13 protein-coding genes and 1 tRNA gene are annotated in these 17,599 nt (G+C 34.6%); 11 read left to right on the top strand and 3 right to left on the bottom strand.

The genetic code is table 11. From position 1 onward, the window contains the following. Positions 1–51: 51 nt before the first annotated feature. The 8 genes from AC1RPX_RS04630 (at position 52) to AC1RPX_RS04595 (ending at position 10,237) form a co-directional block, all read left to right on the top strand. Positions 52–1,053, top strand: coding sequence for a Gfo/Idh/MocA family protein (locus AC1RPX_RS04630; protein ID WP_481761565.1), 1,002 nt, complete (start codon positions 52–54; stop codon positions 1,051–1,053). Positions 1,054–1,156: 103 nt separating this feature from the next. Beyond that, positions 1,157–2,437: a DEAD/DEAH box helicase gene (locus AC1RPX_RS04625; protein ID WP_481761564.1), complete on the top strand. Its 1,281-nt coding sequence runs from the start codon at positions 1,157–1,159 to the stop codon at positions 2,435–2,437. A 130-nt stretch (positions 2,438–2,567) separates the two neighbouring features. Beyond that, complete coding sequence (locus AC1RPX_RS04620) at positions 2,568–3,725, top strand: GNAT family N-acetyltransferase (protein WP_481761563.1); 1,158 nt, start codon at positions 2,568–2,570, stop codon at positions 3,723–3,725. Positions 3,726–3,739: 14 nt separating this feature from the next. Then, positions 3,740–5,179 (top strand): glycoside hydrolase family 1 protein, encoded by a 1,440-nt coding sequence (locus AC1RPX_RS04615; RefSeq protein WP_481761562.1) that lies wholly within the window; start codon positions 3,740–3,742, stop codon positions 5,177–5,179. Positions 5,180–5,331: 152 nt separating this feature from the next. Continuing rightward, positions 5,332–6,177 (top strand): PRD domain-containing protein, encoded by an 846-nt coding sequence (locus AC1RPX_RS04610; protein ID WP_481761561.1) that lies wholly within the window; start codon positions 5,332–5,334, stop codon positions 6,175–6,177. Positions 6,178–6,311: 134 nt separating this feature from the next. Then, positions 6,312–8,279, top strand: a complete 1,968-nt coding sequence (locus AC1RPX_RS04605) for a beta-glucoside-specific PTS transporter subunit IIABC (protein WP_481761560.1) — start codon at positions 6,312–6,314, stop codon at positions 8,277–8,279. A gap of 1 nt (position 8,280) precedes the next feature. After that, positions 8,281–9,711: a 6-phospho-beta-glucosidase gene (locus AC1RPX_RS04600; protein ID WP_481761559.1), complete on the top strand. Its 1,431-nt coding sequence runs from the start codon at positions 8,281–8,283 to the stop codon at positions 9,709–9,711. Positions 9,712–9,952: 241 nt separating this feature from the next. Next, positions 9,953–10,237 carry a hypothetical protein gene (locus tag AC1RPX_RS04595; RefSeq protein WP_481761558.1) on the top strand — a complete coding sequence of 95 codons (285 nt, stop codon included), beginning with the start codon at positions 9,953–9,955 and terminating at the stop codon, positions 10,235–10,237. A gap of 101 nt (positions 10,238–10,338) precedes the next feature. On the opposite strand, the gene AC1RPX_RS04590 is transcribed toward AC1RPX_RS04595, so the two are convergent. Next, positions 10,339–10,412 (bottom strand) — tRNA-Arg (locus tag AC1RPX_RS04590). 229 nt (positions 10,413–10,641) lie between these two features. Between AC1RPX_RS04590 and AC1RPX_RS04585 the strand changes: the two genes are divergently transcribed. Continuing rightward, positions 10,642–12,381: a DUF6541 family protein gene (locus AC1RPX_RS04585; protein WP_481761557.1), complete on the top strand. Its 1,740-nt coding sequence runs from the start codon at positions 10,642–10,644 to the stop codon at positions 12,379–12,381. A gap of 144 nt (positions 12,382–12,525) precedes the next feature. On the opposite strand, the gene AC1RPX_RS04580 is transcribed toward AC1RPX_RS04585, so the two are convergent. Further along, complete coding sequence (locus AC1RPX_RS04580; RefSeq protein WP_481761556.1) at positions 12,526–13,761, bottom strand: aminopeptidase; 1,236 nt, start codon at positions 13,759–13,761, stop codon at positions 12,526–12,528. A 152-nt stretch (positions 13,762–13,913) separates the two neighbouring features. Between AC1RPX_RS04580 and wecB the strand changes: the two genes are divergently transcribed. Further along, positions 13,914–15,056: a non-hydrolyzing UDP-N-acetylglucosamine 2-epimerase gene (gene wecB, locus AC1RPX_RS04575; RefSeq protein WP_481762184.1), complete on the top strand. Its 1,143-nt coding sequence runs from the start codon at positions 13,914–13,916 to the stop codon at positions 15,054–15,056. A gap of 18 nt (positions 15,057–15,074) precedes the next feature. After that, entirely contained in the window at positions 15,075–15,710 is a 636-nt protein-coding gene (udk, locus tag AC1RPX_RS04570) for a uridine kinase (protein ID WP_481761554.1), read from the top strand. 123 nt (positions 15,711–15,833) lie between these two features. On the opposite strand, the gene AC1RPX_RS04565 is transcribed toward udk, so the two are convergent. After that, positions 15,834–17,585 carry an MFS transporter gene (locus AC1RPX_RS04565; protein ID WP_481762185.1) on the bottom strand — a complete coding sequence of 584 codons (1,752 nt, stop codon included), beginning with the start codon at positions 17,583–17,585 and terminating at the stop codon, positions 15,834–15,836. Positions 17,586–17,599 lie beyond the last annotated feature (14 nt).

Below are 17,599 nucleotides of genomic sequence, written 5' to 3'. Positions count from 1 at the left end.
CGGTTCAATTGTTGTTATAATGAATTTAATAATAAAATGGAGGTATTGGGTATGATTAAATTAGGTATTATTGGTACAAATTGGATTACAGGTCAATTCGTTGAAGCAGCGCATGAATCTAATGAATTTCAATTGACTAGTGTCTATTCAAGAACCGAATTAAAAGCCAAAGATTTTGGTGAAAAATATGGTGCAACAAATTTTTACGATAATATGACAGAATTTTTAAATTCAGATAAATTTGAGGTAATCTATATTGCTTCTCCGAATAGTTTACATTTTGAACAAATTAAATTAGCGATTGAAGCTGGTAAAAAAGTTATTGCCGAAAAACCAGTGGTCTCAAATCCAACAGAAATGGCCGCTATTCAGACGGTTCTTAGGGAACATCCTGGAAGTCAATTATTTGAAGCAGCTCGACAAATTCATCAAGATAATTTCAAAATTATTGAACAAAAAGTAACTGAACTAGAGACCATCCAAGGCGCAACTTTAACTTATATGAAGTATTCGTCACGTTATGATGCTATTTTAGCAGGTGAAGAACCTAATATCTTCTCACCAAAATTTTCTGGTGGTGCATTACAAGACTTAGGTGTTTACGTTGTTTATAATGCTATTTCTTGGTTTGGTACACCACTTGAAGTTCAGTACTATCCAACAATGTTACCAACAGGTGTTGATGGTAAAGGTGTCGCAATTCTAACTTATGAAGATTTTAGAGTGACCTTAAATATTGGTAAGACAGCAAATTCATATTTAACTAGTGAAATCTATGGCCTAAAAGACACAATTGTGATGGATAATGCAGCTGAATTAAATGAGGTTCTTTATCGAGATGGCTCTGATAAAGAAGAACTACTTAGTCAAAAACCAGCTAAAAATCCGATGTTAGCTGAAGCGATTGATTTTGCTAGAGTCATCAATAACCCCAATGACGTAACGAACAAAGCTGATTATATAAAATGGCAAAAACTTAGTGTGACAGTTAATCAAGTATTGTTTGATTTAAGGAAAAGTGCCGGAATTGAATTTCCAGCTGATCATAAATAAGAATTATTGAGATAAGTTTCTGTGAATCAATGGAAGCTTATTTTTTATATGCTATACTTAATTATTAAAACTAATCCTATGAAGTTAAAAGAAAGAGACTAAAATGAATCCAAAATTTGATGCATATTTTAAAGAACAAGGTTTTGAAACACAATCACCCATCCAAGAAGCCGTTTATGAACCTCTAAAATCAGGTGAAAATATCCTTGGATTAGCACCAACCGGTTCTGGTAAAACATTAGCGTTCAGCTTACCTTTACTCGAAAGATTAATACCTAAAGATGGCATTCAACTATTGATTATTGCACCTTCACAAGAATTAGCTATGCAATTAGCAGGTGTCATTCGTCCTTGGGCTAAAGAACTTGATTTAAAAGTTCAAGCTATTATTGGTGGTGCTAATATGAAACGCCAAATTGAAAATTTAAAGAAAAAACCTGAGATTATTGTCGGAACACCAGGTCGCTTATTGAATTTAGCTGAAGATAAAAAAATTAAATTACATAAAGTTAAATCAGTTGTCATTGATGAAGCGGATGATTTATTAACGGATGAAACACTAACAACTTGTCGTGATTTAATCAGCCAGGCACCTGCAGGCATTCAATTAAGTTTCTTTTCTGCGACGGAAACGGCAATATTAGATGATTTGAAAAAATGGTTTGGTGCTAATGTGACAACTTATGATGTTCGTGAAGTTGATCAAACACAAGGTATCGTTCACCATTATTCAATTGAAACACCAACGCGTAAACGTCAATCAACGTTGCGTCGTTTAGCAAATGTTGAAGATTTTTATGCACTAGTTTTCTTTAACCAACTATCATCGTTACAAGATATGGCTCAAAAATTAAAATATGATCATGTACCAGTCGCTGTCTTAGATAGCGAGCAACGCCAAGTTAATCGTGCTAATGCTTTATCACAACTTCATAAGCATGAAATTAAATTATTACTAACGACGGATGTTGCCGCTCGAGGTTTGGACATTCCAATGTTACCCGCAGTCGTAAATTATGATATGCCTAAAGATACGACGTCATATATTCATCGTGTCGGCCGGACAGGCCGGATGGGTGCTGAAGGGATGGTTATTAATCTTGGAAATGAACATGATCTACGTACCTTAAAACAAGATTTAAAAAATACACCATTTGAAATTGAAAAAGGTTACTTATATGATGGTGCGATTGTAACAGAAAGACCAGAACGTGTGGCTGAACCAAAAGCTAAGAAACTTAAACCAGTTGAAGTGAAAGCCAAAACAGTTGATGGTCAAAAGCAATCTGATGAACCAGTAAAGAAACCACATCGTAAAGTTCGTTTGAGAAATCAAAAAAATAAAGGTAAAAGACGCAAACCAAAAGCAGAACATTTTGATTAATGAGAAGGATCATCCAATAATAATTGGATGATTTTTTTATTGACTAATTTTGTAAGCGATTGCACGAATAGGGTAACCGTGCTATATTTAAAGAGGTTAATTCGTACAGAAGAAGGAGTTGAGTAGATCCATGACAAATATGAAGTTAGATGAAACTCATTTTGGAAGTTACTTTGATTTATCAATTTATGCCTTTAATAAAAAAGTATCAGCACAGAGAAAGAGCTTTTTTCGCAAACTTTATGAGCATTCATCAGATTGGGGCTCAGTTGAATCTGGGAAAGTTGTCAGCGGTGTGATTAATACACCATTTACGACTCATTTTCACGGGACTCAATTTAAAATGGGTGGTATTGGCTATGTTGCAAGTTATCCAGAATTTGCTGGTCAGGGTAGTATTGGACAATTAATGAATTTAGCTCTGGATGAGATGTATGATAATGGAACGACATTATCGTATTTAGCGCCATTTTCGTATCCGTTCTATCGTAAATTCGGTTACGAAGCAACATTTGATCAAACGATATATCGGATGAATACGAAGGATTTACCACGATTAAAAGTTAAGGCCATAGGTCACGTTGAACGTCACCGTTATTTGGATGTAAAAGAGGAATTAAATAAATTATACCAACAGAATCAGCTCTCTCAACAAGGTGGTATTGAACGGCCAGATTGGTGGTTAACTTATTCGGCGGAGAAACACCCTAACTGGGAAGTAGCGGTCTATTATAATGAAAAAAATGAGTCAGAAGGCTATCTTGTTTATCAAAGAGAAACTGATGAATTTAAAATCGTTGAATGGATATATCAAACAAGTGAGAGTTGGCTCCAATTACAAAATTTTGTGCTTAAGCATCAATCAGCATACGAATGGTTTAGTTATGAGAGTCCAATTGGACAGCCATTTCCAGATGTACTGGCAAATCCTCAAGTTGAAGTGACAACGCAACCTTACATGATGGCAAGAATTGTAAATGTTGAAGACTTTCTCAGCAGATACCCTTACCAGCAAGATTTTCCACAAATTGTGATTCAAGTTCAAGATTCGACTATTCAGGCTAATGAAGGCTATTGGCAAATTAGCCGAATAGACGGACAAACAAAAGTTGAAAAGACTGAAAATTCAGCAACTACGTTTACAACGGATATTCAAAATTTAACACGAAGTATGATGGGGTATCGAACATTTAAACAATTAAAACAATATGGATTTGTATCAGGCGACGTGACGTTATTCGATGGCGCATTAATTAAAGAACAACCGATATTAAGTGATTATTTTTAAGGAGAGAATAGATAATGGAATATGAAAAAATGAGTCAATTTCCAACTGATTTTTTATGGGGGGCTTCCTCAGCTGCTTACCAAATTGAAGGTGCGTATCAAGAAGATGGTAAAGGATTATCAGTTTGGGATAAATTTGTAAGAATTCCTGGGAAAACATTTAAGGGTACAAATGGTGATGTAGCCGTCGATCATTATCACCGTTTTAAAGAAGATGTCGCCTTAATGAAGGAGCAAGGATTGAAAGCTTACCGTTTTTCAATTGCTTGGACACGTATTTATCCAGAAGGAAAAGGTAAAGTTAATCAAAAGGGGATAGATTTTTATAATCGATTAATCGATGAGTTAATTGCGAATAATATTGAACCTGTTGTGACACTTTATCATTGGGATTTACCACAAGCATTACAAGATGAATATGCTGGTTGGGAATCTCGTGAAATTATTACTGATTTTACGGATTATGCGAAAACTTGTTTTGATGCATTCAGTGATCGTGTTAAATATTGGGTATCATTAAATGAACAAAACGTATTTATTTCTCATGGCTATCAAATGGAGAGTCATCCGCCTGCAGTAAATGATGAAAAAAGAATGTATGCTGCAAATCACATTGCTAATTTAGCAAATGCTTCAGCAATTAAGGCATTTCATGAAGGTCATTATCAAGGTGAAATTGGGCCTAGCTTTGCCTATAGCCCGGGTTATGCAGTTAATGGAGATCCTAAAAACCAAGTTGCGGCTACTAACTATGAAGATTATGCTGCTCATTTTTGGATGGATATTTATGTTTATGGACGTTATCCAAAAATGATTTATAAATGGTTAACTGAACGTGGAACTGCACCTACTGTTACAGAAGCAGATCAAGCTCTTTTAATTGCTGGAAAACCAGATTTTATGGGTTTAAATTATTATCAAACCCAAACAATTGCGGCTAATCCGTTAGTTGGTGGTGTTGGACTTGCTGCTGAAAATAATACAGGTAAAAAGGGGACTAGCTCCGAAAGTGGCGTTCCAGGCATGTTTAAGACTACTAATAATGAATTTTTAAAACAAACTGATTGGGATTGGAATATTGATCCTGAAGGGCTAAGAATTGCTCTGAGAAGAATTGATAGTCGTTACGACTTACCTGTTCTTATTACTGAAAACGGTCTTGGTGCTTATGATAAATTAGAAGAAGGCAATACAATTCATGATGATTACCGAATTTACTTTATCAATGAACATATTAAAGCCATTCAAGAAGCCATTTCAGACGGTGTAAAAGTCATTGGGTATACAACTTGGAGTTTCACTGATTTATTGAGCTGGTCAAATGGCTATCAAAAGCGCTATGGCTTTGTTTATATTGATCGTGATGAAGAAAGTGCGAAAGAATTAAAACGATATAAGAAAGATTCATTCTATTGGTATCAAAAGGTCATTAAAGAAAATGGTAGTAAGTTATAAAGTAATTTAAATAGCTATTGATAACGCTTACAATAAATGATACAATAAATATGAAATGAGTGTTACTGATTCGATCAGGCATGACCTATTGATGTAGATATGAAAATATCTGTATTTGTAGGTCATTTTTTATGGGAAGGGGTCGGTTTGATGTGAAGTTCGTAAAAAATTTTAATAATAATGCAGCTTTAGTTGAATCATCCGACAATGTTGAGTGGGTGGTCATTGGTAACGGTATTGGATTCGGTTATCATGCTGGAGATAATATCGATAAGGACCAGATTGACCGACGGTTTAAAGCTGAAGAAGATTCAGATACAATGAAATTAATTTCAGGATTTGATGCAGAAACTTTGGAAGTTACGACAACTTTTGTTGGAGTAGTAGAGCCATTAATTGATGTGACATTTGATGATGTTCAATTTTTGATTTTAGTGGACCATTTTCAATATTCATTACAAAAAAATCGTGAAGAAATGTTTTTAAATGACCGATCTGTTCATTGGGAAATGAAAAAATTATTTCCAAGTGAATTCCAAGCTGCAAAGGTTGGTATTAAAGAAATCGAATCAAAATTTGACATTACGGTTCAAAATAATGAATTGATTTTATTAACCTATCATTTGATTAACGTCAAAGAAGGCGGACATGCTGTTCAAGAATCGATGAAGCTGACAGAACTCATTTCGGGAATTGTTAATATTATTCAATTAGATACTGGTATTATTCTCGACGAAAAATCATTTAATTATAGTCGATTTGTCTCACATTTACGCTATTTATTCATTAGGCATTTTCATAATACTGAGATTGATCGTGCAGAACTTGACCCTGAGTTGCTCGCCATGATGATTAGTCGGTATCCACAAGTGTACGAAACAGTGGAAAAAATCGTGCAGTATATTCGAGAACGGGCCGATTGGGATTTACAAGCAGACGAACAAGTTTATCTAGTTTTACATATCTGGCGAGTAACCCATCGGCAAACAGAAAATTAAATAAATTGATAATTAGGTGTGTTATTGCCATTTATAAGCAAGCATAAACCCAGTTATCCATGCAAACTCGTATTTTTTGAGTTGAAATGGATAACTGGGTTTTAATTTATAAAAAATATAAAGGAGTGATTGTGATGAGTTACGAAAAATTAGCTAAAGATATTTTAAAAAATGTAGGTGGCGAAGCTAACGTTAATAGCGTAGTCCATTGTACAACCCGACTAAGATTTAAATTAAAAGATGAATCTAAGGCCAATACCGATATGTTGAAAAATATGGACGGCGTAGTGACCGTTGTTAAAAGTGGCGGCCAGTACCAAGTGGTTGTTGGAAATCAAGTTCCGGAAGTTTATGATGCATTAGTTAAAGGTAGCGGACTTGATGGTGATGGCATTGTGCCAGATAATGATGGCGAAAAAATGAAACCGCTTGATGCCTTTATTGATATGATTTCAGGTATCTTTGCACCAGCTCTAGGTGTTTTAGCTGCAACAGGGATGATCAAAGGAATAGTTTCATTACTAGTCGCATTTAGCTGGGTGGCACCGACATCTGGAACGTATATTATTTTAAATGCATTAGGAGATTCTTTCTTTTATTTCTTCCCGATTATCTTAGCTTACAGTGCTAGTAAAAAATTCCACGTTAATCCATTGTTGGCAATGGTTATTGGTGCATCCTTAGTTTACCCAACTATTGTGGCACAATTGCCAGCAACACTAGCCGCTTCAGGTGGAAAAGTGCTGTACACTTTATTTGCAGGAACAATTTTTGAATCACCAATCTATATGACATTCTTGGGGATTCCAGTAATCATGATGAGTTACGCATCATCAGTTGTACCTATTATTGTATCAATTTGGTTTGCATCAAAAGTGGAACCATTCTTCAAAAAAGTGATACCAGAAGTTGTACGAACATTCTTAGTGCCAATGTTAACAGCACTTGTTGTTGTGCCTATTACATTTATCTTTATAGGTCCCATAACAACTTGGGCTAGTGATATTGTGGCAACCGGATTTACAGCTGTATACACATTTAGTCCAATTGCCGCTGGCGCAGTTCTTGGTGGCTTATGGCAAGTACTTGTTATCTTCGGGTTACATTGGGGACTTGTTCCACTTGCCTTACTTAACATTTCAACAACAGGCTCAGATCCAATTTTAGCACTTATGCTAGGGACAACGTTCGCTCAAATTGGGTCAGTATTGGCAATTACAATTAAAACAAAAAATAAAAAACTAAAAGGTCTTGGCTATTCTTCATTTATTTCAGGAATCTTTGGTGTTACGGAACCCGCTATTTACGGAATTACGTTACCTCGTAAAAAACCATTTATTATTACATGTATTTCAGCCGCTATTGGTGGCATGGTTCTTGGTGTATTTGGGACAAAAGGATACATGGTTGGTGGATTAGGCATTTTCTCTATTCCAAGTTACTTGAATCCTAAGACAGGAATTGATATGTCATTCTACGCTGTGCTGATAGCAATCGTTGTTTCATTCGTATTGGCATATGTCTTAACACTTATGTTCGGTTTAACAAAGGAAGATCAAGAAGTACCCGTTGCTGTTGCTGAAACAAAAGTAACAACGTCAGTAGTACCTGTAGAAGTAGAAATGAGTGGAGAAATCCTTGGTAGCCCACTTAAAGGCGAAGTATTACCTTTATCAGAGGTTAAAGACCCTGTCTTTAGTTCTGGTATTATGGGTGACGGTATCGCAATTCTACCTGAAGTTGGTCAATTATACGCACCTGCTGATGGTAAAATAACATTAGTTTTTCCAACAGGACACGCAGTTGGTATGGTGACAGACGATGGCGCCGAAATTTTAATGCATATCGGAATGGATACAGTTGAATTAGAAGGTAAGTATTTTGAAATTCAAACAGAAATTGATACCGTCGTAAAAAAAGGCGATTTATTACTTAAATTCGATATTGAAGGTATTAAACAGGCAGGATATGAAATTATTACGCCAATTATCGTGACGAACACACCAAAATATAAAAAAATTAAACCACTTGCTAAAGACCAGTCAGAAATAATTGTTGGTACTGATTTATTAGATTTAGAAATTAATTCAGGAGGTCAATAAGATGACAAAATCAAATTTTCCAGATAACTTTTTATGGGGTGGCGCAACGGCCGCTAATCAATTTGAAGGGGCCTATGATGTTGATGGTAAGGGCCTGTCATTAGTAGATATATTACCAGACGCACACCATGGTCGCTGGGATTATTTATTTAATGTAAAAGAAGCGATGCAGATGAAAGAAGATTTTTATCCTAGTCATGAATCTGTTGATTTTTATCATCATTATGAAGAAGATTTACGATTAATGGCAGAAATGGGTTTCAAAACCTTCAGAATGTCAATTAGTTGGCCACGGATATTTCCACAAGGTGATGAAAAAGAACCAAACGAAAAAGGGCTAGAATTCTATGATAAAGTTATCGATCTTTGTAACGAATTAGGGATGGAACCGTTAGTAACAATTAACCATTTCGATACGCCGTTAGGGATGTTGAAAAAAATGAATGGTTGGGCTGACCGTCGAATGATTGATAATTACTTAAACTTTTCACGCGTCTTATTTATGCGTTATAAGGATAAGGTTAAGTATTGGTTAACATTTAACGAAATTAATATGATTTTACACATTCCGTTATTGGGCGGTGGATTAGATTTGGAAGGGATTGATAATCCTGACCAAATCAAATATCAAGCGGCACATCATCAATTAGTTGCCTCTGCGCTTGCGACAAAATTAGCACACGAAATTAATCCTGATTTTAAGATAGGGTGTATGTTAGCGGCTGGGGTTACCTATCCCAATACACCTAATCCAAAAGATGTATTTGAAGCAATGACAAAGGATCGGGAAGGATACTTCTTTATTGATGTTCAGTCACGTGGCTACTACCCAAGTTATTCGGCAAGATTATTTAAAGATATGGGTATAGAAATTAAAATGGCAGATACCGACGAAAAAGATTTATTAGAAAATACAGTTGATTTCATTTCATTTAGCTATTATTCATCAAGATTAGCAAGCGCTGATCCTGAGATGACTGATAAAACAGCAGCAAATGTCTTTGATAGCTTAAAAAATCCTTACTTAAAGACAAGCGAATGGGGCTGGCAAACAGATGGCCTTGGTTTGAGAACAACGATGAATCAAATTTATGATCGTTATCAGAAACCATTATTTGTTGTTGAAAATGGATTAGGTGCAAAAGATGTTGTGGAAGAAGGCAATAAAATTCATGATGATTATCGCATTTCTTATCTAAGTGAAAATATTGAAGCAATGGGTGAGGCGATTGCAGACGGGGTTTCTTGTCTAGGTTACACATCATGGGGCTGTATCGATTTAATTAGCGCAGGCTCAGGCGAAATGGCGAAACGCTATGGTTACATTTACGTAGATCGAGATAACGAAGGTAACGGGACGCTAAATCGATTGAAAAAAGATTCGTTCTATTGGTATCAAAATGTTATTAAAACAAATGGTGTCGAATTATAAACTGGAAAAATTGAAGATATAAAATTTCGATGCGATTTAAAATACTGTTTAAGCAATGATTGTTTGCTTAAACAGTATTTTTTTATTTGCGAAAGTCTTATTGCTTAGTGGAAAAATAATATTAGGTGTACAATTATCGAAATCTTAAAGATAGTTTAGAAAAGATTGGATAAAATGATGTGTTTTAGACCTTAAAAAAATTGTTAAACAAATATATATAACGTGGAAGAAGGTCTTTCCGATGAGAAAAAGGTTTAAACCTGTAAATAATGAAATGAAATGGGTAGGAATTGTTAGTATCGTGTTGTGTTTAATTGAACCATGGTTAATAGTTGTGAATTTAACGATTGGCATGTGGTTAGTGGGGACGGGTATGATTGGCATTGGAACTTATATTGAAAGACTACCCTTTTTTCAGAAAAATATTGGTTATCGTCTATGTGGTATGTTGTTATTTATATTAATTGCATTCATTAATACAATTTATATAATAGTAATTCTTCTACTGCTACAATTTCAAGGATAAAATAAATAGCACTTACAAGTTAAATATATAAAAAATAGGTTACAAAAGCTCGGCAGTATACCGAAGTCTTGTAACCTATAAGGCGGAAAATTTATTTAAGATGTCCCTGATCAGAGTCGAACTGATGACCTACCGCTTAGGAGGCGGTTGCTCTATCCAGCTGAGCTACAGAGACAAAAAGGCTGATTACTTCATTGTAAATGGCAAAAATAAATAAGTCAATTATTACTATTGTAGATTTTTAAATTCATAGTCATAATTTTCATTTACAACATGGCTAAGGTGTCAGTAGTTTCATAGATATTGATCTTTTAGTTCTAGCAATATTATATTTCTTGAGTGACAGCACAATTTTCTATTGTTATAATTAAACCATTAAATAATTTTATTTGGGAGTAAATAGCTTGATAAATAAGTTTGAATCTTTAAAAAAATATGGAACGGTATTTTGCGTTATTTTTATATTAAGTTTTTTTCTGACAGTTCCGCAGATACTTAATAATAGTTTAGTAGTTGGTGCTGATTCTCTATTCCATTTTAACCGTATCTATGATGATTATATGCAGCTTAAAACAGGTAACTTTAATTATTTTCAATCTAATTACGGTTTTCAACAAAGTGGTCGAATTGTTAATGCCTTATATGGACCAGGGTTTACTTACCTTTTAGGTGGATTACTAGGTATCGTGCATAGTTGGATTAAATTTGAAATTGTCACGTCATTCATAATTTTCTTTATTAGTGGATTTTCAATGTATTTTCTATCTAGAGAATTGAAAGCGACTAAAAAAAATTCAGTCTTAGCTGCTAGTCTTTTTATGGGTAGTTTCTATATCACTCGATGGTCAATCTATCAGAATTTTATGATATGGGGCGTTATGTTGATGCCTTTGATTGTCATTCTTGGGCTTAAAATGATTAAAAATAATGCTAAGGATTTAAAAGTACTACCTTTAGCATTAGCAGTTTCAGTGCTAATCCAAATTCACGTCTTAAGCGCCTTAATGTCAATTGGCGTTTTAGTTGTATTCTTTTTCATTGGCTTTATTCAAACTAACCAGAAATTACAACTTTTATTAAAATGTTTTCTAGCCAGTTTACTGGCGTTAGTTCTGACCTTTAATGTTTGGGGAGCTATGTTGGATGTTTTCTCAAATAATAAAATATATTCACCATTTGCCAATTCAAACATGTCTGGTTCAACCATGAACCTTTCAACTGGTAACTATAGTGGTACACAGTTTGGATTGGTTATGAGTATCATTTTTGTGTTACAAATTGTTTGGTTGTTTTCAAAAAGAAAAGAATTATCTCTAGCTAATAAGATTGTTACTATAATAGGAGCTATTTTTCTTGCTCTAACTACAAATTTATTTCCGTGGACTAGGATATCTATATTAATTCCACAGTTACAAAGTTTTTTACAGTTTCCTTATCGATTTGATAGTTTTACTACGATTCTATTAGTAGCGGGGTTCAGTGCTACAATTTCTACGTTACCTTCGCCGAATGCAAAGAAAAATTGTTCATTGTTTTTAATTGTCGGAAGTATTTTTATTTTAGGGCAATCGTATAGTGATATTCAGACTAAAAATGAAATTTGGAATTCAAATGAGTCAATTATAGCTAAAGGACATGTTACAACCCCAGATTCTTTAAGTACTGTCCAAATAAGAAATGCTTTTACTAATCGTGATTTAAAAAAAGGGTTAGAGGTAGCACAAAAATCAACTCCAGATTATTTACCTAATAATCAAGAATTAAGCAAGGATCCTTACAATGAATATAAAAATGAAATTATAATGAATAAGTCAAATATTATAAAAAGAGTGACAGATAAGGGTGATTTATCGCTTAGATGGACTGCAACAAAAATAGGAGAAACAATGTCCTTACCTATTATTGTTTATAACAATTCAAAAGTTACACTAAATGGAACTAAGCTTAATATAAAAAAGATTACCTTATCAAATATAGGTAGTCCAACGATTAAAGCAACAAAAAAAGGTATCAATAGAGTAACGCTTAGTTATCATTCAAAAATCATTACTAAACCTCGACTAATGATGGTTATTGCAGCGTGGGTGATTAGTAGCTTAGCTTTTATTACCTTTACTTATAGGGATTATAAAAATGACATTTAATATAAACAAACATATGATTTTAATATACTATATTAAGATATACTTTCTGAATTTGGGTTACAAAAACCTAATCAATAAAATAAGTAGTAGTGAAAAAGGTATAAACTAACAGAAATGCTAGTTTATACCTTTTTATGTGATCATTTATGCCCAATCCCCATTACGGAAAACGGGTACTGTACTGCCATCCTCACGAAGCCCATCAATTGACATGTCAGATGAGCCGACCATGAAGTCAACGTGCGTTTGGCTTAAATTTAAACCAGCAGCGGCTAATTCAGTATCGTTCATTTTAGTACCATCCTTAATAGAGAAGGGATAAGCGGAGCCAAGCGCTAAATGGTCACTGGCATTTTCATCGAATAATGTATTAAAGAACGTTATTCCTGATTGTGAAATTGGAGAAGGGTCTGGAACTAAAGCAACTTCACCCAATGATTTTGCGCCATCATCAGTCTCTAGTAAGTGCTGTAAAACTTCTTCACCTTGTTCAGCAGTTGCTTTAACAACCTTACCTGCTTCAAAAGTAAATTTCATACCACTCAAAGTAGTTCCTGCGTAGCTTAATGGTTTTGTTGAAGAAATGTAACCATCAATACGTCTAGAATCAGGTGCGGTGAAAACTTCTTCGGTAGGCATGTTAGCCATGAATTCATGACCTTGTGCATCAAATGAACCGGCGCCTTCCCACAAATGATTTTTAGGGAGACCGATGACGATATCTGTCCCTGGGGCAACATAATGTAAAGCAGAAAATTGTTCTTTATTTAATTCTTCAGCTTTTGTGCGCAATGTTAAATCATGTTGATGCCATGCTTCAATTGGATCTTCATGATCAATACGTGTTGTTTTAAAAATTTCTTCCCAAAGTCGTGAAACAGCAAGTTCGCCTTTTAATTCAGGAAAAACGAGTTCAGCCCAAGCAGTATCTGCGGCAGCGACTACAGTCCAACTAACGTCATTATTTTGAGTTGCTTTACGTAATGGACGTAGAGCTTGACCCATAGCTTTTTGGCGTGAGGCAATCTTTTCAGAAGGGATACCAGCAAAGGCATCAGGATCATCTGACATGACTGAGATGCGAGATGCTTTTTTAGCAACCCAATCTTCAACTTCTGAGGTTGCATAACCAGGAACGTCGACTAAACGGTCTAGTGGAGCAAATTCAAGGAATGATTTCGAGACATGACTATCTGCCCATTTAACGATAACTTCACTTGCGCCAGCAGCATAAGCTTCATTGACGATTAAATGAGCTAATTTTTGTTGGGTTACGGAAATTTGTAGGACGATTGTTTGGCCTTTTGAGACGTTAACACCGACTTTGACGATTAATTCAGCATATTTTTTAAGTTGATCTTCAAAATTTATTTTTGACATAGAAAGACCTCCAAATTTATTTATGAAATAATGATAACATATTAATGAGAAAATGATTAATAATTAGGCTATTAAATTTTTGTTAACAAAATCAGAATTTTGTCTTTTCTTTGGTATAATAGTAACTAATATAATCATTGAGGAGGCCAATTATGAAAAAAGTAAAAGTGATGACTGTTTTTGGGACGCGTCCAGAAGCAATAAAAATGGCACCTGTTGTCTTAGAGTTAAAAGAACGTACGACGGAGTTTGAAACAGTAACTGTCGTAACAGCACAACATCGCCAAATGTTGGACCAAGTCTTAGAGATATTTAAAATAACGCCAGATTATGATTTGAATGTGATGCACGCTAACCAGACATTAAGTGATACAACTCGAAATGTTTTACAAAAATTAGATGATGTTATTAAAGTAGAGCAGCCTGATATTATTTTAGTTCATGGTGATACAACAACAACATTCGCCGCTAGTATTTCAGCTTTTTATAATCAAGTGGCAATTGGACACGTTGAAGCGGGATTACGGACTTGGGATAAGTATTCACCGTTTCCAGAAGAAATGAACCGTCAACTAACAGATGTACTGGCAGATATGTACTTTGCCCCAACTTCGCAAAGCAAAACTAATCTGTTATTAGAAAATCATCCAAAAGAAAATATTTTTGTAACAGGTAACACAGCCATCGATGCTTTAAAACAAACAGTTCAAAAAGAGTATGACCATGATGTTCTATCAGAAGTAAATCCTGCGAATAAAATGATTTTACTCACGATGCATCGTCGTGAAAACCAAGGTGCACCTATGCGTCGTGTTTTCGAAGTGATTAAATCTGTCGTTAAAGATCAGCCAGATGTTGAAGTCGTTTATCCGGTTCATTTAAATCCAGTTGTTAAAGATTTAGCCGAAGAAGTCTTAGGTGGAGAACAGCGCGTTCATCTAATTGAACCGCTTGATGTGGTTGATTTTCATAATATCGCTGCAAAAAGTTACTTTATTATGACGGATTCAGGTGGTGTTCAAGAAGAGGCGCCATCATTAGGAAAACCAGTTCTTGTTTTACGTGATAACACAGAACGTCCGGAAGGCGTGAAGGCGGGTACATTGAAGTTAGTTGGAACTGACCCTGTGAAAGTCAAAGAAACCATGCTATCATTAATAACTAATAAGACAGAGTACGAACGAATGGCAAATGCTAAAAATCCTTATGGAGATGGGCAAGCAGCTAAACGAATATTAGATGCCGTTGCTTATCGATTTGGAGATAGTCAGCAAGAACCTGAACGTTTCGAATAAATGGAGGATTTCTAAAGCATGAGCAAAAGAACAAAACGTCCCATTATTATTGGTGTAACAGGTGGTACTGGTAGCGGTAAGACGACGGTTAGTAATGCTATTTATTCACAATTAGCTGGCGAATCAATCATGATTTTACAACAAGATACTTATTATAATGATCAAGCTGAAATGAGTATGGAAGAACGTAAAGCAGTGAACTATGATCATCCACTCGCGTTTGACAACGAACAGATGATTAGTGATTTGGAACAATTGTTGGATAATGAAGCAATTGATATGCCTGTTTATGATTACACACAGTTTACTCGTTCAAGTGAGACGATCAGAACAGAACCTCAAGATGTTATCATTGTTGAAGGAATTCTAATTCTAGGGGACGAAAAGCTCAGAAGTTTAATGGATATTAAAGTTTTTGTTGATACAGATGATGATTTACGTATTATTCGCCGTATCACACGTGATATGAAGGAACGTGGTCGCTCATTACAATCAGTTATTGATCAATACGTTAAAACGGTTAAACCAATGTATAATCAATTCATTGAACCAACGAAACGCTATGCGGATATTATTGTGCCAGAAGGTGGCGCAAATACAGTTGCTATTGATTTATTGTCAACTAAAGTCCGTGACATTTTACAACAAGACTAGCTAAAAAATCTCATACCAAAAAGTCCCCAAAAGTCTCATGACTTTTGGGGACTTTTTGGTATGAAAAAACTGTTGTTGGTAATAGCTTTTACGCTATTACCAACAACAGTTAGAGTGGACTTGTCATTTATGAACACTATTTTTGTCTAGTTTTCTATTTATAAAATGGAGTGTTATCATCGATAAAATACTAATAATCCAAGTTAAAATGACGAAAAACAAACGCCATGTAGTGATCATTTCCGATTGATATCTAAGCACTACACGATTACTCCCTTTTTTTGTTGCCTTAACAGTAGGGACACCTAATGCAGATAGAGATAATCGGTGTAATTGACTTCCATTTAAGGAGAGCTCTGAATTATTATAAACGACAATAGGAAGTGCGATGGATTCACCTTTTTTTGTCGCATGCCATTTAAGGATTAAATCACCATTTTTTGTAACAGTCTTAGTGATATTAGGACGATTCCTAACAATATCTTTCTTGTATTCTTTTTTATTATATGTTGTCTTTTGTTCTTGATTATTTGGTAAATAATCTGGGGCTATTTTTTTAACCACCTTTAATCCTTTTGATAAATCAGAACTAGTAAAATTAGTTCTAATTTGATCACTCGTTAGATGATTTGAAACGACAACGCTCCCTTTATAAATAAGAGGATCATTGGAATTCCAGAGCTTATTTTGCTGTTGAATATCAATATATGATTGACCTAAAATAAAAAGACTACTAATGATTAAAAATAACTCGCCAAACTTTTTAGGCTTAAATGAAGGTAGCTCAGAAAGAGAGTTGCCAAAACCAGCAAGTAATAAGACAGTTGCAAAACCATAAAAGCGGTAAGGAAATTGTAAAAAACTTCGAAGCTGTGGTATTAGATTCGATATTGTCGTCCAAGGAACAAGATTTGTTGATAACAGGAGAAATAAGGCTCCTAATAGTGTCATTAGCTTATTAGAAAGTGATACTTGTGACCACCTAGAAAATAGTAAAATAAATTGTAAAATGAAAATAACGCTCATAAATAGTCCTATAGATGAAGCGCTATAGCTAGTTGTTGAAAAACGCATTGTAGCACTAGCCATATCTAAGTGAGTGTAAGGCGAGTACAGCGTATTTCTTGTGAAAATTTCTAGCATAGCGCCCCAAACATTAAAGGTTAGAACAATAGTTAGAAGGGCCGCTAAGAAACATTTTGATAAAAGCTGTAATTTTTGATTTGTCTTGTAAAAACCGACAACAAAGAAGATAAAGATGACGCCAACCGACATTAAGGCACTTAAGACATGAATTTGAATAAGCGCTGAAATCAATAATGCTAATGGTAGTACTTTTAAATCCTTAGCATTATTTTTAATCATTTTAAGCCCGAGGATGACAATTAAGGGCATTAGCATAACGCCCCAAGACATAAAATTCTGGTTAATTGACCAACGGGTAACGTAAAAACTCCCCATAAATAGACTAGCAATCAATAATGAAATTTTCTTAGAGGATTGAAGCTCTCTAGATAGAAAATACATTGAGTAACCACTAATAAAGAAAATTAAAAAGGAGGTTATGATTTGAAATAAAATCCAATTATGAACAATTAAGAGTAAGATACCTAACAGATAAGCAAAACCTGGTCCATATAAGGCGTTAATAATGCGACCACTCTGTAAAAAACCATAGTTAGTTTGAAAATAACTAAAGTTACCTGTTTTAAATTGGATATAGGTATCGTAAATACGATTGAAATGAAAAAGCGAGTCACCACCTAAGACTAGACTGTGGTTGATTATTTGTGGAAGAACTAAAAATAAACTAATCAAAAAGATGGTTGTAAATACGATTAAACGATTTTTAAGATAACTGACTTTATTTAACAAGATAGTAAACCCCT

It is taken from the genome of Dellaglioa sp. CoH-56-MRSF-14 (assembly GCF_056782115.1).
Note: the sequence above shows the minus strand (reverse complement) of the source record. Positions and strands in the feature narration are given on the sequence as shown.

Coding starts and splice junctions, on each gene's coding strand:
- AC1RPX_RS04630 (WP_481761565.1), top strand. CDS start 52: ATGATTAAATTAGGTATTATTGGTACAAATTGGATTACAGGTCAATTC.
- AC1RPX_RS04625 (WP_481761564.1), top strand. CDS start 1,157: ATGAATCCAAAATTTGATGCATATTTTAAAGAACAAGGTTTTGAAACA.
- AC1RPX_RS04620 (WP_481761563.1), top strand. CDS start 2,568: ATGACAAATATGAAGTTAGATGAAACTCATTTTGGAAGTTACTTTGAT.
- AC1RPX_RS04615 (WP_481761562.1), top strand. CDS start 3,740: ATGGAATATGAAAAAATGAGTCAATTTCCAACTGATTTTTTATGGGGG.
- AC1RPX_RS04605 (WP_481761560.1), top strand. CDS start 6,312: ATGAGTTACGAAAAATTAGCTAAAGATATTTTAAAAAATGTAGGTGGC.
- AC1RPX_RS04600 (WP_481761559.1), top strand. CDS start 8,281: ATGACAAAATCAAATTTTCCAGATAACTTTTTATGGGGTGGCGCAACG.
- AC1RPX_RS04595 (WP_481761558.1), top strand. CDS start 9,953: ATGAGAAAAAGGTTTAAACCTGTAAATAATGAAATGAAATGGGTAGGA.
- AC1RPX_RS04580 (WP_481761556.1), bottom strand. CDS start 13,761: ATGTCAAAAATAAATTTTGAAGATCAACTTAAAAAATATGCTGAATTA.
- wecB (WP_481762184.1), top strand. CDS start 13,914: ATGAAAAAAGTAAAAGTGATGACTGTTTTTGGGACGCGTCCAGAAGCA.
- udk (WP_481761554.1), top strand. CDS start 15,075: ATGAGCAAAAGAACAAAACGTCCCATTATTATTGGTGTAACAGGTGGT.